16 protein-coding genes and 1 riboswitch are annotated in these 20,163 nt (G+C 73.7%); of the genes, 4 read left to right on the plus strand and 12 right to left on the minus strand.

The genetic code is table 11. The features are described 5' to 3' along the window. Positions 1–43 precede the first annotated feature (43 nt). From N8I86_RS11900 to N8I86_RS11910, 3 genes are all read right to left on the minus strand, one after another. Positions 44–1,225: an ArsA family ATPase gene (locus N8I86_RS11900; protein WP_263277743.1), complete on the minus strand. Its 1,182-nt coding sequence runs from the start codon at positions 1,223–1,225 to the stop codon at positions 44–46. 97 nt (positions 1,226–1,322) lie between these two features. Continuing rightward, positions 1,323–1,763, minus strand: a complete 441-nt coding sequence (locus N8I86_RS11905) for an SRPBCC family protein (RefSeq protein WP_073892998.1) — start codon at positions 1,761–1,763, stop codon at positions 1,323–1,325. Between the two features lie 122 nt (positions 1,764–1,885). Continuing rightward, positions 1,886–2,683, minus strand: a complete 798-nt coding sequence (locus N8I86_RS11910) for a metallophosphoesterase family protein (RefSeq protein ID WP_123438156.1) — start codon at positions 2,681–2,683, stop codon at positions 1,886–1,888. A 297-nt stretch (positions 2,684–2,980) separates the two neighbouring features. Between N8I86_RS11910 and N8I86_RS11915 the strand changes: the two genes are divergently transcribed. Then, positions 2,981–4,777: an AMP-dependent synthetase/ligase gene (locus tag N8I86_RS11915; RefSeq protein WP_263277744.1), complete on the plus strand. Its 1,797-nt coding sequence runs from the start codon at positions 2,981–2,983 to the stop codon at positions 4,775–4,777. 28 nt (positions 4,778–4,805) lie between these two features. On the opposite strand, the gene N8I86_RS11920 is transcribed toward N8I86_RS11915, so the two are convergent. Both N8I86_RS11920 and N8I86_RS11925 read right to left on the minus strand, forming a co-directional pair. Then, positions 4,806–6,428 (minus strand): GMC oxidoreductase, encoded by a 1,623-nt coding sequence (locus N8I86_RS11920; RefSeq protein ID WP_450169252.1) that lies wholly within the window; start codon positions 6,426–6,428, stop codon positions 4,806–4,808. 86 nt (positions 6,429–6,514) lie between these two features. After that, positions 6,515–7,657, minus strand: coding sequence for a glycosyltransferase family 4 protein (locus N8I86_RS11925; protein ID WP_073893009.1), 1,143 nt, complete (start codon positions 7,655–7,657; stop codon positions 6,515–6,517). 141 nt (positions 7,658–7,798) lie between these two features. On the opposite strand from N8I86_RS11925, the gene N8I86_RS11930 reads away from it, so the two are divergent. Further along, positions 7,799–9,034 (plus strand): glycosyltransferase 87 family protein, encoded by a 1,236-nt coding sequence (locus tag N8I86_RS11930; RefSeq protein ID WP_263277746.1) that lies wholly within the window; start codon positions 7,799–7,801, stop codon positions 9,032–9,034. Positions 9,035–9,056: 22 nt separating this feature from the next. Here N8I86_RS11930 and N8I86_RS11935 read toward each other — a convergent pair whose 3' ends face one another. The 5 genes from N8I86_RS11935 to N8I86_RS11955 form a co-directional block, all read right to left on the minus strand. Then, a complete protein-coding gene (locus tag N8I86_RS11935; protein ID WP_263277747.1) occupies positions 9,057–10,244 on the minus strand; it encodes a hypothetical protein in 1,188 nt (395 codons plus the stop codon). A 26-nt stretch (positions 10,245–10,270) separates the two neighbouring features. Next, positions 10,271–11,281 carry a C40 family peptidase gene (locus N8I86_RS11940; protein WP_185091410.1) on the minus strand — a complete coding sequence of 337 codons (1,011 nt, stop codon included), beginning with the start codon at positions 11,279–11,281 and terminating at the stop codon, positions 10,271–10,273. 251 nt (positions 11,282–11,532) lie between these two features. Then, positions 11,533–12,567, minus strand: coding sequence for a C40 family peptidase (locus tag N8I86_RS11945; protein WP_073893020.1), 1,035 nt, complete (start codon positions 12,565–12,567; stop codon positions 11,533–11,535). 212 nt (positions 12,568–12,779) lie between these two features. Further along, positions 12,780–14,123: an NYN domain-containing protein gene (locus tag N8I86_RS11950; RefSeq protein WP_073893022.1), complete on the minus strand. Its 1,344-nt coding sequence runs from the start codon at positions 14,121–14,123 to the stop codon at positions 12,780–12,782. 45 nt (positions 14,124–14,168) lie between these two features. Continuing rightward, a complete protein-coding gene (locus N8I86_RS11955; protein ID WP_014672226.1) occupies positions 14,169–14,408 on the minus strand; it encodes a hypothetical protein in 240 nt (79 codons plus the stop codon). Positions 14,409–14,563: 155 nt separating this feature from the next. Between N8I86_RS11955 and N8I86_RS11960 the strand changes: the two genes are divergently transcribed. Both N8I86_RS11960 and N8I86_RS11965 read left to right on the plus strand, forming a co-directional pair. Further along, positions 14,564–15,307 carry a rhomboid family intramembrane serine protease gene (locus N8I86_RS11960; RefSeq protein ID WP_079192446.1) on the plus strand — a complete coding sequence of 248 codons (744 nt, stop codon included), beginning with the start codon at positions 14,564–14,566 and terminating at the stop codon, positions 15,305–15,307. Next, on the plus strand, positions 15,304–15,585 hold the full coding sequence (locus N8I86_RS11965) for an Lrp/AsnC family transcriptional regulator (protein ID WP_073893028.1): 282 nt from the start codon (positions 15,304–15,306) through the stop codon (positions 15,583–15,585). Before N8I86_RS11960 ends, N8I86_RS11965 begins: the two co-directional genes overlap by 4 nt. Here N8I86_RS11965 and N8I86_RS11970 read toward each other — a convergent pair. Both N8I86_RS11970 and N8I86_RS11975 read right to left on the minus strand, forming a co-directional pair. Further along, positions 15,582–18,413, minus strand: a complete 2,832-nt coding sequence (locus tag N8I86_RS11970; RefSeq protein ID WP_263277749.1) for a serine/threonine-protein kinase — start codon at positions 18,411–18,413, stop codon at positions 15,582–15,584. The two genes, N8I86_RS11965 and N8I86_RS11970, sit on opposite strands and share 4 nt — an antisense overlap. A gap of 59 nt (positions 18,414–18,472) precedes the next feature. Further along, positions 18,473–19,834, minus strand: a complete 1,362-nt coding sequence (locus N8I86_RS11975) for an aminotransferase class V-fold PLP-dependent enzyme (RefSeq protein WP_263277750.1) — start codon at positions 19,832–19,834, stop codon at positions 18,473–18,475. Between the two features lie 159 nt (positions 19,835–19,993). Then, a riboswitch (SAM riboswitch) is annotated at positions 19,994–20,110 on the minus strand. Between the last annotated feature and the right edge of the window lie 53 nt (positions 20,111–20,163).

The following is a 20,163-nucleotide window of genomic DNA, read 5'->3' on the forward strand; positions in this document are numbered from 1 at the left end:
TACGGTTCGCCCTTACGACGTTACCCGAACGGGCGTGCCCTGTTCAGCGTCCACCGGCGGGCCACAGGCCGGGATCGGGCGCGAACCGGACACGCAGCTCGCCCTCGCGCAGTCCGGCCCCGGCGACGGTGCACCGGCGCAGGGCGGACGGCAGCGGGACGATACGGCGGAAGGGACCCGCCGCGATCAGGAGTTCGTCGCCGCGCCGGATCAGGTCCAGCTCCTCCCGTATGGCGCCGGGCAGCGGGATGTGCCAGACCAGCACGCCGTCGTCGGCGAGGCGGTCGGCGACGGGCCACTCGACCGGGGCGGGCCCGGGGTTGACGCCGGGGACGGCGAGGGCGCCGAGGTCGTCGGTGCCGTGCGGGTCGCGGCCGAGGTGCCGGACGGGGTGCACGTCGTGGGACCGCTCGGTGTCCTGCCAGTCGGCGAGGGTCTTGCGCTGCTGGGCGAGGAGTCCGGCGAGCCAGGTGTCGCCGCCCGCGTCGGGCAGGACGCGGTTGGCGATCAGGGCCTCGGTGCGCAGGCCGCGCAGGGCGAGGCCGAGCGTCGCGTCGTGGACCGCGTCGGCGCCGGCCGGTCCGGGTTCGGCGACCAGGCGGACGGCCGTGTTCCGGTCGGTGAGGACGGCTCCGGCGGCGGCGAGTTCGACGTCCCAGCGGGCGGCCGTCTCGTACAGCCACTCCGCGGGCATGGGGACGCCGGCCAGCCGGCCGAGGACCGGGCGCAGGGCGCGGGCGGCCTGCCGCTCGGGCGGGAGCATACGGCGCAGGTAGCGGCGCAGTTCCTCGGGCAGGGCCAGCAGGGCGAGGGCCTGCGGGAGGGGCGGCAGGTCGACGACGAGGAGGTCGTAGCGCTCGGAGAGGGCGGCGTCGCGCAGGGCGCGCAGGAAGGACAGTTCCTCGGCGCCGGGCAGCGGGGTGACCTCCTCGGCGTCCAGACGGGCGGCGCCGAGCAGGTCGAGGACGCCCGAGGCGCGGTTCTGGAAGGCGGTGAGGTCCTCGCGGAACCGTTCCGTGGCGTCCGGACGCCAGACGGTGAGGTTCGGGGCGGCCTGCGCCGGGACCGGTCCTGATCGGGTGCCCAGGGCCGCGCCGGGGGTGTCGGTGCGGTCGGCGCTGAGCAGGAGGGTGCGGTCGCCCGCCTCGGCGGCGCGCAGTGCGGTGGCGGCGGCGATGGTCGTACGACCGCTGCCGCCCGGACCCGTGATCAGGATGGTGCGCATGAGGGTGAACCGTAACGGACCGGGGGGTGCGGGGCGTGGGCCGCCGCCCGGCACCGGGCCGTGCCCGCGCCGCCGCGTGCCCCGGCCGGCGGACCGGCTAGCGGTCCGACTCGACCCGCTTCTTCAGGCCGGCGAGGGCGCGGTCGATGATCACCTTCTCCGCCTTGCGCTTGATCATGCCGAGCATGGGGATCTTGACGTCCACCGTGAGCCGGTAGGTGACCTCGGTGGCGCCCGCGCCGGCCGGCTTGAGCAGGTAGGTGCCGTCGAGGGAGCGGAGCATCTGGGACTTGACCAGGGTCCAGGAGACCTCGTGGTCGCCGGTCCAGGTGTAGGCGAGGGTCTGGTCGTCCTTGATGGCGCCGGCGTCCATGACGAGGCGGACCTGCTCGGCGCGGCCCTGCGCGTCGGCCACGAGGACCTCCGCCTCCTTCACCTCGCCGGTCCAGTCCGGGTAGCGCGCGAAGTCGGCGATCACCGCCATGACGTCGGCCGGAGCCGCCTCGATCGTGATGCTCGAACTGGTGTGTTCCGCCATCGCCGTGGCTCCTCCGGATGCAGGCCGTGTTGAGGGGTCCGTGCGCGCCGGGCTGCGCACGTGTGTGCAGCGTGAAGGCTACCGCGCCACCGACCTGGCGCCTTCACCCGATGTCCCGCCGGTCACCATTCGAGCGCCCAGGGCCTGCCGGTCCCGGCGAAGTGGCCGACGTTGACGCACTCGGTCGAGCCGATGCGCATCCGGCGCACGAGCGGCTGGTGGACGTGCCCGAACAGCGAATAGCGCGGTTTCGTGCGGCGGATGGCGTCCAGCAGAGCCCGGCTACCCCGTTCGAAACGGCGCGCGACGGTGTCGTAGACCAGCTCGGGCACCTCCGGCGGGATGTGCGTGCACAGCACGTCGACCTCGCCGACCGCCTCGATCTTCGCGGCGTACTCCTCGTCGTCGATCTCGTAGGGGGTGCGCATCGGGGTGCGCAGGCCGCCGCCGACGAAGCCGAAGGTCCGGCCGCCGATCTCCACCCGCTGACCGTCGAGGACCGTGGTGCCCGGCCGGGCGTACTCCGGCCACAGGGGCGGCATGTCGACATTGCCGTAGGTGGCGTACGTAGGGGTCGGGAACGCGGCGAACAGCTCGGCGTACTGCTTGCGCACCGCTCCCTCGACGGCCGTGGCCCGGTCGGCGCCGATGCCGGCCCACAGCCGGGCGCCGAACTCGCGGGCCTCGGCGAACCGGCGCGCGGTGCGCAGCTCGACGATGCGGTCGGCGTTCTCCTCGCCGAAGAGGTCCGGGAAGATCCCCCGCGAGTGATCGGCGTAGTCGAGGAAGAGGACCAGGTCGCCCAGGCAGATCAGGGCGTCGGCACCCTCTCCGGCCCGGGCCAGGTCCCGGGCGTTGCCGTGCACGTCGCTGACCACGTGGACGCGGGTCCGTCGCTCGCCGGAGGGTGTGGATGCCATGGCGATCAAGCGTAAGCCTGTGTGGTCTGCGTGAACAGTGGCGGTCCGGCCTGCGGTTACTCGCCGGTCGGTTAAGCCGTGGACTACTGTGCGCGAAGGAACGCCAGTCCGTGTGACGCAGCGAACATCTCGCCGGGACCCCCTGTCGTAGACGCCATACCGGCGGGTAACGTCCGGGCAGTCCAGTCGTGCTCAGGATTTCAACATGTGAATCCGCGAGCACTTGCCCGAGCCTTGGACCGCACCGTCGCATCACACAGTGTCGTGGGCGCCGGCGCCCTATGAGGAGCAGCAGTCTTGCGCGAGTTCAGCCTTCCGGCTTTGTACGAGGTCCCTGCGGACGGCAATCTGACCGACATCGTCCGCAGAAACGCCGCGCAGCATCCCGACGTCGCCGTCATCGCCCGCAAGGTGGACGGTGTCTGGCAGGACGTGTCGGCCCGGGAGTTCCTGGCAGAGGTGCGCACCGCCGCCAAGGGGCTCGTCGCCGCCGGCGTGCAGCCGGGCGACCGGGTGGGTCTGATGTCCCGCACCCGTTACGAGTGGACGCTGCTCGACTTCGCGATCTGGAGCGCGGGCGCGATCACCGTGCCGGTGTACGAGACCAGCTCGCCGGAGCAGGTGCAGTGGATCCTTTCCGACTCGGGCGCGACCGCGTGCGTCGTGGAGCTGGACGGCCACGCGGCGGCGGTGGAGGCGGTCCGCGAGTCGCTGCCGGCGCTGAAGAACGTCTGGCAGATCGAGGCCGGCGGCATGGCGGAGCTGGCGCGGCTCGGGCAGGACGTGTCGGACGAGACGGTCGAGGAGCGCAGCTCGCTCGCCAAGGCCGACGACCCGGCGACCATCGTCTACACGAGCGGGACGACCGGCCGCCCCAAGGGCTGCGTGCTCACCCACCGCAGCTTCTTCGCCGAGTGCGGCAACATCGTGGAGCGGCTGCGTCCGCTGTTCCGCACCGGTGAGTGCTCGGTGCTGCTCTTCCTCCCGCTCGCCCATGTCTTCGGGCGGCTCGTGCAGATCGCGCCGATGATGGCGCCGATCAAGCTGGGCTGCGTCCCCGACATCAAGCACCTCACCGACGAGCTGGCCGCCTTCCGGCCGACGCTGGTCCTCGGCGTGCCGCGCGTCTTCGAGAAGGTCTACAACTCGGCCCGCGCCAAGGCGCAGGCGGACGGCAAGGGCGCGATCTTCGACAAGGCCGCCGACACGGCTATCGCGTACAGCAAGGCGCTCGACAACGCCTCGGGCCCGTCGTTCGGCCTGAAGGTCAAGCACAAGGTCTTCGACCGGCTGGTCTACAGCAAGCTGCGCGCGGTCCTCGGCGGCCGGGGCGAGTACGCGATCTCCGGCGGCGCCCCGCTCGGCGAGCGGCTCGGTCACTTCTTCCGGGGCATCGGCTTCACGGTGCTGGAGGGGTACGGCCTGACCGAGTCCTGCGCGGCGACCGCGTTCAACCCCTGGGACCGGCAGAAGATCGGCACGGTCGGGCAGCCGCTGCCGGGTTCGGTGGTCCGGATCGCGGACGACGGCGAGGTGCTGCTGCACGGCGAGCACCTGTTCAAGGAGTACTGGAACAACCCGGCCGCGACCGCGGAGGCGCTGGCGGACGGCTGGTTCCACACCGGTGACATCGGCACCCTCGACGAGGACGGCTACCTCAGGATCACCGGCCGCAAGAAGGAGATCATCGTCACGGCGGGCGGCAAGAACGTGGCGCCGGCCGTGATCGAGGACCGGATCCGGGCGCACGCGCTGGTCGCGGAGTGCATGGTGGTCGGCGACGGACGGCCGTTCGTGGGCGCGCTGGTCACCATCGACGACGAGTTCCTGGGCCGGTGGGCCGCCGAGCACGGCAAGCCGGCGGGCTCCACCGCGGCGTCGCTGCGCGAGGACGCCGATCTGGTCGCTGCGATCCAGTCGGCGGTCGACGACGGCAACGCCGCGGTGTCGAAGGCGGAATCGGTGCGGAAGTTCCGCATTCTGTCCTCCCAGTTCACGGAGGAGTCGGGCCACCTCACCCCGTCGCTGAAGCTCAAGCGGAACGTGGTGGCGAAGGACTACTCGGACGAGATCGAGGCGATCTACGCGAAGTAGCGGACCCGGCAGGGCCGCTGAAAGCGCGTCATGGCGCGGTGTCCTCGGCGAGGACCCGCGCCATCGTGCGTTCGGCGAGCGCGGTGATGGTGACGAAGGGGTTCACGCCGATGTTGCCGGGCACCAGCGAGCCGTCGGTGACGTACAGCCTCGGGCACCCCTTCACCCGGCCCCAGTCGTCGGTGGCCCGGCCCAGCACACAGCCGCCCAGCGGGTGGTACGTGAAGTCGTCCGCGAAGACCTTGCTCGACGAGCCGAACAGGTCGTAGCGGTAGATCGTGAGGTTGGCCAGGTTGATGCGGTCGAACAGCTTCTTGGCCATGCGCACCGAGACCGCGCTCTGCGCCGCGGTCCAGCCGAGTCTGACCGCCCCGGAGGCGGAGTCGTACGTGAACGACGCCCGCTCGGGGTTCTTGGTGATCGCCAGGTAGAGGCTGATCCAGTGCTCGAAACCCATGGGCAGGGGCGCGATCTCGGCGAAGACGGGGTTGTCGGCGTTGGACCAGTCGTCGATGCCCATCACGGGCATGGTGGCCTGGTCGGCGCCGACGGTGTCCCAGACGTGGTTGGCGCGGCCGAGCATGGTGTTGCCGTTGGGTCCCCAGCCGGCGCCCACGCTGGCGTTCAGGTCCGGCAGGGTGCCGGTGTCCCGGGCCCGGACGAGGAGTTCGGTGGTGCCGAGGCTGCCGCCGCCGAGGAAGAGGTACCGGCAGCCGTAGCTCCTGGTCTCCACCACGGCTCCGGTGTCGTCGATCCGGTCCGCGGTCAGCACGTACGACCCGTCGGCGGCCCTGGCGATCGTGCGCACTTTCTCCAGGGTGTGGATGGTGACGTTGCCGGTGCCGAGGGCCGCGGCGAGGTACGTCCTGTCGAGGCTGCGCTTGCCCTCGTTGTTGCCGTAGATGACCTCGCCGTCGAGCGCGGACTTCGTGGCGGTGCCGGCCGCCTCGCGCTGCATGTGGCCGAAGTCGTAGACGTTCGGCACGAAGGTGGTGCGCAGGCCGGCGTTGGCGGCGGCCTTGCGGGAGGTGCGGGTGAACCGGTACCAGTCGGTGGACTCGAACCACGCCGGGTCGATGGTGTTGACGCCGAGCATGGCGCGGGCGCGCGGGAAGTACGTGCCGTACATGTCGTCGGCGTCGACGGTCGGGAACTGCTCGGCGAAGTAGGACTTGAGCGGGGTGACCGCCATGCCGCCGTTGACGAGGGACCCGCCGCCCACGCCCCGGCCGACGTAGACGGACATGGCGTCGTAGTGCACGCGGTCGAGGACCCCGGGGTAGGGGGTGATGGCCTTGTTGACGAGGTCCAGCCACAGGAAGGTGGCGAGCGGGGCCTCGGTGCGGGTGCGGAACCACATGGACCGCCGGTCGGGGGCGCTGGTGGAACAGAACACCTTGCCGTCGGGGCCGGCGGTGTTCCACAGCCGGCCCATCTCCAGGACGAGGGTGCGGATGCCGGCCTGGCCGAGACGGAGGGCGGCCACGGCCCCGCCGTAGCCGGAACCGACGACGATCGCCGGGGCGGATTCGACCGCGTCGGGCTGGGCGGCGCGGGCGGACTGGAGGCCTACGCGGGTGAACCCGAGGGTGGCCGCGGTCTGTAGCGCGGCCATGCCGAGTATGTGACGTCTTGTCAGCTGACGCTGCATCAGTTTTGCTGCCATGGTGCGCAGCATGTGCGGATTTTTCGGTTCCGGCTAGGGGCCGCGTGCGGGTGCGCCGTCCCGCGCGGTTCCTACAGCAGCTCCTTCAGCCGCTCCGCCAGCAGGTCCCAGCGCCACTTCTCCTCGACCCACCGCCGGCCGCGCTCGCCCATCCTGCGGCGCAGCTCGGCGTCGCCGAGGAGGGCGGTGATCCGGTCGGCGGCCTCGGCCGGCTCGCCGCCGCGGACCACCCAGCCCGTCTCCCCGTCCAGTACCGCGTCGGGGGCGCCGCCCGAGTCGCCGGCGACGACCGGCAGGCCGGTCGCGGACGCCTCCAGGTAGACGATGCCGAGGCCCTCGACGTCCAGACCACCGCGCCGGGTGCGGCACGGCATGGCGAAGACGTCACCGGCGCCGTAGTGCGCGGGCAGCTCGGACCAGGGCACCGCGCCGGTGAAGCGGACCGAGGCGTCCACCCCCGTCTCGCGGGCCAGCCGGCGCAGGTCCTGCTCGTAGGGACCGCCGCCCACGACGAGCAGCACGGTGTCCGGCTCGGCGGCGAGGATGCGGGGCAGCGCCCGGATGAGGGTGTCCTGGCCCTTGCGCGGCACCAGCCGGGAGACGCAGACGACGACCGGCCGGTCGGTGAGGCCGAGCCGGGCCCGGACCTCGTCGCCGCCGGAGCCGGGGTGGAACGTCTTCTCGTCGACCCCGGGCGGCAGCTGCGCCATCCGCCCGGCCGCGGCGGGGGTGAGCGCGGCCGCGATCCGCGAGCGGGTGTACTCACCGAGGTAGGTGAGCGTGTCCGTGGACTCGCCGATCCGGCGCAGCAGCTGCCGGGCCGCGGGCAGCTGGGCCCAGCCGGCCTCGTGCCCGTGCGTGGTCGCCACCAGCCGCTGCGCGCCGGCCTTGCGGAGCGCGGGCGCCATGAGACCGAGCGGCGCCGCCGCCCCGAACCACACCGAGGTGCAGCCGTGCTCCCGCAGCAGCCCCGCCGCCCGCCGGGTCGCCCCCGGGGTGGGCAGCAGCATGGTCGTACGATCGCGTACGACGGTGAAGGGCTGCTCGGCGTCGAAGGCGGCCGTGGCCTCGGCGCCCTCCCGGCCGCGCTTCCAGGTGGAGGCGTAGACGACCAGCCGGTCGGGGTCCAGGCGGAGGGCCATGTTGTGCAGGAAGGCCTGGATGCCGCCCGGCCGGGGCGGGAAGTCGTTGGTGACGATCAGGGTCTTGTGCATCGCCGCCGACCCTATCCAATCGGCCGTACGCGGCAGGGCGCGGCCGAGCCTGTGGCACGCGCACAGGGCCGCACGCCATCATGGGCACACGGAATCGAACAGCACGGCGGACCCAGCCGGCGGCGAGGGACAGGGGAACACGTGGAGACGAAGGCCGCCCGGCGGTCCCCGGCCGTGCTGCTCACGACCTGGTGCACCACCCGCGCGGTGCTGCTGCTGTGCGTCTTCAAGGTGTACGTCTTCCCCGGCCCGGACGTCACCTCCGACGTGTCGGTGACCTACCGCGGCTGGTACGAGGTCCTGCGGCACGGAACGTTTCCGCTGGACGACGTCACCTGGCAGTACCCGCCCGCAGCCGCGCTGCCCGTCCTCTCCCCCGCCGCGCTGCCCTTCCTCTCCTACGAGCACGCCTTCTTCGTGCTGGCCTTCCTCGCCGACCTCGCGGTCCTGGCGCTGCTGCTGTACGCGGCGCGGCGCCCCGACCGGTCGCGGCGCGGGGCCTGGACATGGGTGGCGGCGGTGCCGCTGCTCGGGCCCACGGTCTACGCCCGCTACGACGTGATGGTCACGGCGGTCGCCGTCGCGGCCCTGCTCGCCGGGGCCCGTCACCCGCGGGCGATGGGCGCGCTGGCCGCCTTCGGGGCGCTGCTGAAGGTGTGGCCGGCGCTGCTGCTGGCCGGTGCCGTGCGGCGGCGGTCGTGGGCGGCGGCGGCGGTGACCGCGGCCGCTCTCGCGGCCCTGTTCGCTGTGGCCATGCCGGGCGCGTTCGCCTTCCTGACCTTCCAGCGGGACCGGGGCACCGAGGTGGAGTCGCTGGGCTCCCTGGTCTTCCACGTGGCCCGGCACTTCGGCTGGGACGGCCAGGTGCTGCTGAACTACGGGTCGATCGAATTCCTCGGCCCGTACGTCGACCAGGTGAGCACGGCGGCGCTGGCGCTGACCGGGGCCGGGTTCGGCTGGCTGCTGCTGTGGCGGCTGCGTGCGAGCCGCTTCGCCCCGCAGACGCTCCCCGACGCGGCCTTCACGGCGGTGCTGCTGTTCACGGTCACCAGCCGGGTGATCAGCCCGCAGTACCTGGTCTGGCTGATCGGACTCGCCGCCGTCTGCGTGACCCACCGGGCGAGCCGCATGGGGGCGCCCGCGCTGATGGTCGCCCTCGCCTCCTTCCTGACGGTCCTGGAGTTCCCGCTCGGCTTCACGCACGTGGTGCTCAGCGACTGGTACGGCATCACGCTGCTGGTGCTGCGCAACGGGCTGCTGGTCGCGGCCACGGTGACGGCGGGCCGCTCCCTGTGGCGGGCGACCGTCCCGCCGCCGATGAGCGCGCCGTTCCCGCCGCAGGCCACCCGGGCGCAGGAGACCCCGGTCTCGCCCTGACGCCCGCGGCCGGCCCGGCGCCTCAGCCGAGCTGCGCCCTCACGTACTCCCGCCAGCGCGCGGTGAACTCCTCCGGCGTGATGCCGAGGACCGTCTTCAGCGCCTGCTCGACCGCTCCCGCCCGCCTGTCGTGCGCGCCGACGGCCCGGTAGAAGGCGGCGAGCCGGTCCGGGCCCCACTGGTCGGCGATCATCCGGCAGGCCAGCCAGCCGCCCTCGTAGGCCTGCGCCAGCTCGGTGGGCTCGCTGGTGAAGCCGAATTCCTTGTCGCCGGGCAGCGCGCCGGGGGCCCGGCCGTCCTCGACGGCGCGGGCCAGTTCCGGTGCGACCTCCGTGGGGGTGCGGCCGGTGCCGAGGTAGCCGATCCAGTCGGCGTACCCCTCGGAGAGCCACAGCGGGGTGGCGGTGGTGGTGTGCGCGCGGGTGGCGACATGGGTGGTCTCGTGGGTGAGCACGACCTGCTTGCCGACCTCGCCGAGGCCCGAGTACGCCTCCGGGTTGACGACCACCCGGTCGGCGGGGGCCCGGCCCGAACCGGCCGCCTCGCCGGTGGTGACGGCCGCGATGCCCCGGTAGTTGGACGCGGGCGAGCCGAGCAGGGCCGCCATGCCCGCCAGGGTCCGGGGCACGAGGACGACGACCCGCCGGCTCCAGCCGGGGTCCCACTCCCGCGAGACGGCCGGGACGGCGCGGTCGGCCATCCGGGAGAACGCGCGCAGCTCGGCGAGGGGCCGGCCGGTGCCGAGGACCAGGCCGTGCGCGCCCCGCACGGCGGTCACCGTGCCCTGGTCCCACAGTTGCTGCCCGGCCGGCCCGGCGGGCGCGTCGGCGGTGACGTACCACCCGCCCGCGGCGCTACGGCCGAGGGTGAGGGTGCGGCGGGCCTCGACGGGGGCCTTGTCGTAGCCGGCGACGCGGTAGCGCAGCTCGGCGTCGGCGGTGGCGCCGGCGGAGGTGCGGTGGACACCGGTGACCCGGTAGGACCAGGAGGCCAGCGGCAGGGCGCGCAGCCGGGCGTACTCGGTGCGGGTGCCGGTCGCGCCGTAGGCCGTCTCGTCGTGCCGGACGAGAGCGGCGGCGCGCCGGTCGAGCACGTGCTGCACCTCGGCGCGGACGGAGTCGGCGGGCGGGCGCCCCCCGCATCCCGTCAGGGGCAGGAGCAGGGCGAGCCCGACGGCTCCGGCGCGCCACACCCCTCTTCGACCAGCCATTTCCCGATCGTACGGCCGAAGCCGGGTCAGGGTCTGGTGACCGAGGACACGGGCATCATGCCGACCGGGTCGTAGCGCACCGGCGCGCCCGGGTAGGGGGCGTGGATGACCTGGCCGTTGCCGACGTACATGGCCACGTGGCTGGCGTCGGAGCGGTAGACGACCAGGTCGCCGGGGCGGGCCTGGGAGAGCGGGACCTGCCGGCCGGCGAAGCGCTGCTCCTGCGAGGTGCGCGGCAGGTGGATGCCGGCGTGCGCGTACGACCACTGCATCAGACCCGAGCAGTCGAAGCCCGAGGGACCGCTGGCGCCCCACACGTAGGGGCGGCCCAGGGCGGAGCGGACGGCGGCGAGGGCGGCGGCGGTACGGCCGTCCGGGGCGGCGGCGCCGGCCGGGTCCGGCAGGTCGGTGCGGCCGCCCCGGGAGGCGCGGTCGTAGGCGGCACGCTCCGCGGCGGGCAGGGAGTTGAGCAGCCGGCGGGCCGTGGCGAGCTTCTTCTCCACGGTCCGCTTGTGGGCGACGACGGCCTTGCGGCTCTTCTCCAGGTCGGCGAGTCTGCCGGCCGCCTCCGCGCGTTCCTGCGCCAGGTCGCGCAGCGCGGACCGCAGTTCGCGGAGCTGCCCGGCCTGCCGGGTGCCGATGCGGTCGAGGGTCGCGGCCTTGTCCAGGTAGTCGGCGGGGTCGTCGGAGAACAGCAGGGCGACGGCCGGGTCGAGGCCGCCGGAGCGGTACTGGGCGCCGGCCACCGAACCGAGCCGTTCGCGCAGGGTGTTGATGCGCTGCTGCTGCCGGGCGATGTGGTCCTGCGCGTCACGCACCTCGCGGCGCAGGGTGCCCGCCCGCTCAGCGGCCTTGTCGAAGGCCTGGGTGGCCCGCTCGGCCTCCTCGTAGAGCCGGTCCACCTCGGCACGGGTGCCGTGCGGCTCGGCGTGCGCCGGTACGGCGCCGAACGTGGCGGCCGCGGCGGACAGCACGCACAGGGCGGCCGCACCCCGGTCGAATCCGGACGACGGAGCAAGGCGGCGATGGGACCCCACGGCAGTCCTTCTGCTGGCGGACAGAGACCGCTTCCCCGGGGCCTGGGGACGGGGATGCCTCGGGCGCCGGGGAAACGCGCCAGACAGTAGCCGTGCCGACGGGCCCGGACCAAAGACCTCGGAGTCAACATCACAGTGACGCCCCGCCGCTGACGCAGGTCACCGGCGGGGCGCGGAGTCAGTTCCGGTTCCCGGGATTCGCCCGTTCGGGCGCCTTCGTGTCCGCGTTCCGCGGGCGTCCGAAGGGTCCGTCAGACCCGGACGCCGAACTGGAACGGCATGTTTCCGATGGCCTCGTAGCGGACGACGGCACCGGTGTGCGGGGCGTGCAGCACCTGGCCGTTGCCGGCGTACAGGCCGACGTGGTGCAGGTCGCCGTAGAAGAACACCAGGTCGCCGACCTTCAGGTCGCTCTGGCTGTAGACCCGGGTGCCGTAGTTCGCCTGGGCCTCGGAGGTACGCGGTATGGAGACGCCGGCCTGGCCGTAGGCCCAGGACGTCAGGCCCGAGCAGTCGAAGGACGAGGGGCCGGTGGCGCCGTAGACGTACGGCGTGCCGATCTTGCTCTGGGCGGCGGAGAAGGCCGCCGAGGCGCGGCCGGAGGCCGGCGGGGCGTCGCCGAGGTCCACGCGGTCGGAGGAGGAGCGGTTGGCGCGCTCCTGCTTGGCCGCGAGCGCCGCCTTCTCCTTGGCCGTCAGGGTGTTGAGGAGCCGCTGCGCCTCGGCGAGCTTGCCCTGGACTTCCTTCTTCTTCTCCTCCAGCTGGGTGCGCGTGGAGGAGAGGTCCTTGAGCTTCTCCGCGGCTTCCGCCCGCTCCTGGGCCAGTTCGCGCTGCTTGTCCTGAATCTTCTTCAGGGCGTCGACCTGCTGGCTGCTCAACTGGTCGAGCGTGGAGGCCTTGTCGAGGTAGTCGTCCGGGTTGGACGACAGCAGCAGCTGCACCGAGGGGTCGATGCCGCCCGAGCGGTACTGGGCGGTGGCCAGCGAACCCAGGCCGTCGCGGAGCTTGTTGAGCTCCTGCTGGCCGCGGGCCACGTCGTCCTGGACGGTGGAGATCTCCTTCTGCAGCTTCTGCTGCTTCTCCTTGGCCCCGTTGTACTTCTCGGTGGCCTGCTCGGCCTGCTCGTAGAGCTTGTCGACCTTCGCCTTCACCTCGTCCTTGCTCAGCTTCTCGCTGGGGGCGGCGTTGGCGGCGTTCGCGCTCAGCGCGACGGCAGCGGCGGCTGCGGTGGTCAGCACGGTGACACGCGTGCGGCTCGGCTGCTTGGGTCGACGGTGGGACGCCACTGAGGACGAACTCCTTCTTGTGAGTGATCACCCGTTCGGAGGTTCGAGCCCAGACCCTAGTGACCCAGCTGTGATCAGTTCAAATCCTCGCGGCAAAAAACCCTGTGACGCAATGCATTCTTTGCACACAACACACGTGCAGTGATGCCCGATTGACACTACGTTGCGTGACGATACGGCCAATTCGGGCATTGCATATGCCCGTTGCACCTTCAGGACAGACGCTTCAGAAGCACCGCAGACGCGACCGGTCGGGCACCCGCCCTGGCGACCCCGTCGGCCACCTCCCGGTCGGTGGAGGCGACGATGACGGGACGGCCCGGCGGCTCCGCGCGCACGAGCTGCCGGATGAGCTCGTCGGCCGTGACGCCCGGCTTGGAGAACAGCACCCGCACCCCGCGCGGCGGCGCGAGCAGCACCGGCGCGGCCAGTTCGGCGCCGTCGAAGACGCAGGTGACCTCCGCGCCGGTCTGCGCGGCGAGCGCCGAGAGCTGGCCGAGCAGCCTCAGCCGCTGCTTCTCCAGCGGCATCTGGGGATAGCCGGTCTTGGTCACGTTGTAGCCGTCGACGACCAGATGGGCCTGCGGCAGCGCGAGCAACTGGTCGAGGATCGCGGGGTCGTTCTCGGACAGGGCCCGGGCCGCGATGTCCTTCGGGGTCATGCGCCCCGGCTCGACGGCGTCCACGGTCTCGGCCGGGCGCACGGAGACCGGGGGCAGCGCGAGTTCGCGCCGCAGCCCCTGGGTGGCGTCCAGCAGGGTGTCCAGCAGCAGCCGCACCCGCATGTCCTCCACGCTGCGGCCCTCGCGGGTGGCCCGTCTGGTGGCCTCCAGCGTCGCCTCGGCCTCGCCCAGGCGGGCCCTGAGCCGCCGGGACTCGCTCTCGGCCGCCGACACCTGTGCCTGCGCCTCGGCGCGCACGCCGTCGATCTCGCCCCGCGCCTTGCGCAGCGCGGCCTCGCCCCGCTTGACGTCACTGAGCGCGGCACGCAGCTTGCGGTGCAGCGACTCGGCTTCCCTCTTCGCCGACTCCAGCTCCACGCGCAGCCGTTCGGTCTCGGCGCGGGTCTGGTCGCGGGCCTGGGTCAGCTCGGCGCGCAACCGCTCCAGCTCGGCCCGGCTCTCCTCGTCGGCGCGCTCGGCGTCGGCGCGCTGGGCCTCCTCGCCGGCGGCGGTCACCAGCTTCACCCAGCCCGCCGGGCGCAGTACGTAGGCCGCGGCCGCCACATCCAGCGGGTCCGCGGCCGGGGGCGGGGAGCCCGAGTCGAGGGCGCCGGCGAGTTCCGGCTGCGCCTCTCTGAACTTCTCCCCGATCCGCTGCCGGAAGAGCGGGTCGGTCTCCAGCGCGGCCGCCATCGCGTTCCCGGCGAACTTCGCGCGGCGATTGGGGGCGAACCGGGCGTACTGTCTCAGCTGGGCGGGCAGTTCCGCCACGGTCAGCCCGCCGAAACCGTCCGAGACGATCTGTACGACGCGCCGGCGCACGCCGTCGGGCAGCGGACGGTCAAGCACCTCAGCGGTGCCGTCGCCCGGCCCCCCGCCTGCGGTCTCCACCATCCGTCACACCCCATCGCCTCAAGCGCTTCCCCGGGGCCGCTCCGCTCAGGAGCCGGCGCCCGGCCTGTCCACGAGTTCCACCTGGTCCACCGCGTTGCACCAGCGACAGCGGACCGACTCGATGGTCTCACTGACCACCTCGCGCTCCTCCACCGTCGGCTCGCCCGCCAGATCGAGGTGGACGTACTCGACGACCTTCGAGGAGCGCGTCACGTCGAACCGGGTGAGGTTGCCGCACAGGGTGCAGCGCCATCGCGTCGTGGCGGTCGGCAGGGGAACCGTCATCGTGGTGGTCCGCTTCCTTCTCGTCCAGGGGTCCGCGCCGCCGGCCGACGCGTGTGGCTCGTAACCCTACGGCCTGGCGGGTCCCCGCCGCCCGTCCGTCCACGGCGGCGAGGCGGTCTGTCGGCTTGCGTCCCGTTACGTCATGCTCTGTAGTCATGATCAGCACCTGGAGACCGGCGCCCGGCAGGACACCCGTACCGGTCCGTGGGACCTCGGCCCCGGTGACCTTCGGCCTCATCGTCCTGTGCGGCCTGATCTTCGCCCTCGGCCCCGCCTCCGGGCTCGTCCCCTCGTACGGCTCCGGGGACGCGCTGCTCCCGGCGCAGCGGGCGTACTTCCGCCACTGGGGCGTGGTCCCGGCCGACCTGTTCGACGGTGCCGTCCGCGAGGCGCTCACCCCGGTCACCGCCCTGTTCGTGCACGGCAGCTGGGTGCATCTGCTCGGCAACATGCTCTTCCTCTTCGTCTTCGGGGCGATGACCGAGGAGCGGATGGGCCGGATGGAGTTCACCCTGTTCTACGTCGGCTGCGGATACCTGGCCCTGCTCGGCTACGCGGCCGCCAACGCCACCTCCGAACAGTCGCTGGTGGGCGCCTCCGGGGCGATCTCGGCGGTCCTCGGAGCGTTCCTCTACCTGTTCCCCCGCGCCCGCGTGACCAGTCTTCTTCCGTTCCTGTTCTTCCTGCCGCTGCGCTTTCCGGCCTGGGTCGTGCTGCCCTTCTGGGCGGCCCTGCAGTGGTTCGCCGCGGGCCGCGCCTCCGACGGCCCCGGCGTGGCCTACCTGGCCCACCTGGTGGGGTTCGGGCTCGGCTTCGGCTACGCCTGGGTGCGGTACGGGCGTGGGACTAGAGTGAGATCCGCACCGGCCCCGGCGTCCCAGGGAGAGAACCAGCCGTGATCACCGCGATCGTCCTCATCAAGACCAGCGTGGACCGGATCCCCGAGATCGCGGAGCAGATCGCCGCGCTGGAGAGTGTCAGCGAGGTCTTCTCGGTCACCGGCACCTACGACCTGATCGCCATGGTCCGGGTGCGGCAGCACGAGGACCTCGCCGACGTCATCCCGGGGAAGATCAGCAAGATCCCCGGCGTGGAGGGCACCGACACGCACGTCGCCTTCCGCACCTACTCGCAGCACGACCTCGAAGCCGCGTTCGCGATCGGCCTAGACAACTAGTCGCTCACGTCCACCGCGGCGATGCCGGTTCCCGAGGGGACGTAGAGGCGCCGGCCGCGGACGACCGGGACGTGCTGGTCGTCGCCCGCGCCGTGGCCGAGGGTCGCGCTCCAGCGCTTGCGGCCGTTCAGGTCCAGGGCCCACAGCCGGTCCGCGGACCGCGCGTACACGGTGTCGCCGGCGGCCACCGCGCGGGGTTCACCGGTGGCGCTCCGGACGTCGTACGACCAGGCCCGGGAGCCGTCGGCCGCCCGGACCGCGTACACCGTCGCGGCCTCCGTGCCGATGACGAGGGAGCGGCTGCCGGCCGTCATGGTGCCGCTGCCGTAGGCCTCGGTGCGCCACAGTCGCCGGCCGTCCTTGAGCCGGAAGCCCTGGCGTACGGCGGCGGAGTCGGCGAACAGGGTGGTGCCCGAGAGCGCGGCGGCCGTCACGTCGGTGCCCGCGGGCACCTGCCACGCGCGTGAGCCGTCCCGCGCGTCCAGCGCCAGCAGCACGTCCCCGTAGCTGCCGGTGCACACCAGGCCGTCCGCGACCACGGGGGTGCCGGTGGGGCCGGCCGGGGTCTTCGCGCTCCACCGGATGCCGCCGTCGGGGGCGTAGCGGCGCAGTCCGCCCGCGTCCGTGCCCCCGAAGGAGACGAGCACGTCGTCGCCGAGCAGGACGGGCACGGCGTAGCCGTGGTCACCGAGGGTGCGGGTCCACAGCGGGTGGCCCGAGGGGCTCACCGCGGTCAGCCGCCGCTCGTCCTCGGCGGGGAAGCCCACCACGCAGTACACCCCCTCACGGGTGGCGACCGGGCTGGAGACGTCGTCGCCGAGCCGGACCTTCCAGCGCCGGGAGCCGTCGCGGGACACCGCGTGCAGCACACCGTCGGAGGTGCCGACGTAGACGACCGAGCCGTCCGGGGAGAGCGCGCAGCACGGCCCGTCCAGGCCCCCGATGCCGCCGACGTCGTACTGCCAGCGCAGCACCGCCCTGCGCTCGACCGCCGCGGGGGTCGAGGTGAGCGAGGAGTCGTGGCCGGCGCTGTGGCCGACGACGTCGGGCCCCCGCTGCCACAGCCACGCGCCGGCCCCCGCCGCCACGGATCCCCCGGCGAGCATCTTCAGCAGCCGCCGCCGGCCGGGCGCGTCGGCACCGAGGGACCGGACGACGGGGGTGGTGGGAGAGGAGGACGAGGCGGGGGTGCCAGGAGCGACCGTGGTGGCCGGGGTCACGGCGGACCGGGGCGGTTCGGCGGGCGCCGGGTCGGCGGCAGCGGGCCCGGCGGACCCGGGCACCAGGTCCGGCACGGCCGCCGCCGGGGGCGATGCGGAGGCCGCCGGCTGGGCGGCGTCGAGGGCGGGGCGGGCCACGGCAGGACCGCGCGGCGGATCGGCGGGCGCCGAGTCGGCGGCAGCGGGCCCGGCGGACCCGGCCACCAGGTCCGGCACGGCGGCCGCCGGGGGCGATGCGGAGGCCGCCGGGGGTGACGCGGAGGCCGCAGGCCGGGCGGCGTCGGCGGCGGGACGGGGCGCGGTGGACCCGGGCGTCCGGTCCGGCGGGGCGGCGGACAGCGGCGGTTCGGCGGGCGCCGGCAGGGCGGCGTCGGCGGCGGGAGGGGCCTCGGCGAGCCCGCGCGGCGGTTCGGCGGGCGCCGAGCCGGCGGCAGCGGGCCCGGCGGACCCGGGCACCAGGTCCGGCACGGCGGCCGCCGGGGGCGATGCGGAGGACGCCGGGGGTGACGCGGAGGCCGCAGGCCGGGCGGCGTCGGCGGCGGGACGGGGCGCGGTGGACCCGGGCGTCCGGTCCGGCGGGGCGGCGGACAGCAGCGGTTCGGCGGGCGCCGGCAGGGCGGCGTCGGCGGTGGGAGGGGCCTCGGCGAGCCCGTGCGGCGGTTCGGCGGGCGCCGGGGCTGCCGGGGCTGCCGGGGCTGCCGGGGCCAGGTACTCGACGCCGCTGGGGCGGTCGTCGTGCGCCGGGCCCGGGGCGCCGGCCGGGCCGTACCAGCCGGGGCGGACGGCGCCGCGCAGGGCCCCCGGGGTGAACCCGGCGGCCGCCACCACCTCCGACGGCGTCGGGCGCTCCAGCGGGTCCTCGCGCAGACAGGCCGCCACCAGCGGCCGTACCCCCTCCGGCACGCCGGACAGGTCGAAGTCACGGGTCAGGATGCGCAGCAGGATCACCGAGTCCTGGCCCTCCCCGAAGGGCTCGCGGCCGGCCGCCGCGTGGGCGAGGACCGCACCGAGGGAGAAGACGTCGCTGGGCGGGCCGACCTGCCCGCCGTTGCGGATCTGCTCCGGCGAGACGTAGCCGACCGAGCCGACGACCGCGCCGGTCCGGGTCAGCGCGGTCGCCTCCAGGGCCCGCACGATCCCGAAGTCGATGACCCGGGGCCCGTCCGGGGCGAGCAGGATGTTGGACGGCTTCAGGTCCCGGTGGATCAGACCCTTGGCGTGGATGGCCGCCAGCGCCTCGGCGAGCGCCGCCGCGAGCACGCGGACCGCCGGCTCGGGCAGCGCCCCGTGGTCCAGGACGGCGTCCCGCAGATTCGGGCCCGGCACGAACTCCGTCGCCATCCACGGCCGTTCGGCCTCCGTGTCGGCGTCGACGACCCGGGCCGTGAAGGTTCCCTCGCCGCCGACGGTCCGCGCGGCCCGCACCTCGTGCCTGAACCGCGCCCGGAAGGTGCGGTCCTCGGCGTGCTCGTGGCGTACGACCTTCACCGCGAGCCGCAGGCCGGTGCGGGACTCGGCGAGGTAGACCTCGCCCATGCCGCCGGACCCGAGTCGGCGCAGGACGTCGTACGGGCCGATCCGTGCCGGGCCGGTTGCGCGCGACTGCACTTCGCACTCTCCCCCGATCGAACTGCTGTCGGGGGGAGTCTATTTGGCCCGGTGGAGCTTCACACCGCCGGGACGCAGCGGCCGTCCTCCGTGCGGTAGCGCCACTTCGCGCCGTCGCGGACCAGCTCCTTCACGGCGCTCACGAACCGCGCCACGTGCTCGTCCGGGGTGCCCGCCCCGAAGCTGACGCGGATGGCGTTCAGGGACTTCTCCCCCGGGGCCGCCTCGGGGGCGCCGCACTCGCCCTGGGTCTGCGGGTCGCTGCCCAGCAGGGTGCGGACCAGCGGGTGGGCGCAGAAGAGGCCGTCGCGGACGCCGATGCCGTACTCGGCGGACAGGGCCGCGGCGAAGTGGGAGCTGTTCCAGCCCTCGACCACGAAGGAGAGGACGCCGACGCGCGGGGCGTCGTCGCCGAAGAGGGACAGGATCCGCACCTCGGGCACCTCGGCGAGGCCCTCGCGGACCGTGCGGACGAGGTGCTGCTCGCGGGCGACGAGGGTGTCCCAGCCGGCCTCCGTGAGCGCCTTGCAGGCCGAGGCGATGGAGTAGGCGCCGATGACGTTCGGGGAGCCGGCCTCGTGGCGGGCGGCGCTCTCGTGCCACTCCACGTCCACTCCCCCGTCGGTGCGCCGGGTGACCTTGCGGCTGGCGCCGCCGCCCGCGAGGTACGGCTCGGCCGCCCGCAGCCAGTCGGCGCGGCCGGCCAGCACACCGGAGCCGAAGGGGGCGTACAGCTTGTGCCCGGAGAAGGCGACCCAGTCGACGTCCAGTTCACGGAGGTCCACCGGGTGGTGCGGGGCGAGCTGGGCGGCGTCGAGGACGATCCGGGCGCCGTGCGCGTGGGCGGCGGCGGCCAGCTCGCGCACCGGCCACAGCTCACCGGTGACGTTGGAGGCGCCGGTGACGCAGACCAGGGCCGGGCCGTGCGGGTCGCGGTCGGCGAGGGCACGCTCGAGGGTCTCGACGGCCTGGCGAGGGGTGCGCGGCGCGTCGAGGAAGCTGACCCGGGCGTCCTGCCAGGGCAGCAGGGAGGCGTGGTGCTCGGTCTCGAAGACGAAGACCTGGCAGTCGGCGGGCAGGGCGCGGGCCAGCAGGTTCAGCGAGTCGGTGGTCGACCGGGTGAACACCACCTGGTCGTCCGCGCGGCAGCCGAGGAAGGCGGCGACGGTCCCGCGGGCGTTCTCGAACAGGTCGGTGGAGAGCTGGGAGAGGTAGCCGGCGCCGCGGTGGACGCTGCCGTAGTACGGCGCGTAGGCGGCGACGTCGTCCCAGACGCGCTGGAGCGCGGGGGCGCTGGCCGCGTAGTCCAGTGCGGCGTAGGCGACTTCACCGCCCGTCACGAGGGGGACGGTGACATCACGGCCCAGAACGGGCAGCGGGGCACAGACGGTCTGGTCGGCGGCAGCGGTGGAGACGGACATGGTGAACTCCCGTGGGCATGGGGCGTCGCCGCGCGAGCGGGTACGGCTCGAGCGCGGTGAAGGGGGAAAGGGGGATGCGGAGGCGGGGCTCTGCGGCCCTATCGCATTCGCTTGCTCACGGAAGGCTCCTCGGACGACCAGGACCCCTGGTGTGCGAGGGGTCCGCGCTTGCCGTGGACCTTGCTGTCCACGACCTGGTCTTCACCCGGGGCACCCCGCCACGGACGGAGGGTTGCCGGACAGTCGGCCGGGGCCTCATGACTGTCACTCATGACCTGATCCAACATCCTGCCACACGGCCCTCGGCGCGCAAGGCGCGGTCCACCATG

The sequence above is a fragment of the Streptomyces albidicamelliae genome, assembly GCF_025642175.1.
GTDB classification, from domain to species: Bacteria; Actinomycetota; Actinomycetes; order Streptomycetales; family Streptomycetaceae; genus Streptomyces; species Streptomyces albidocamelliae.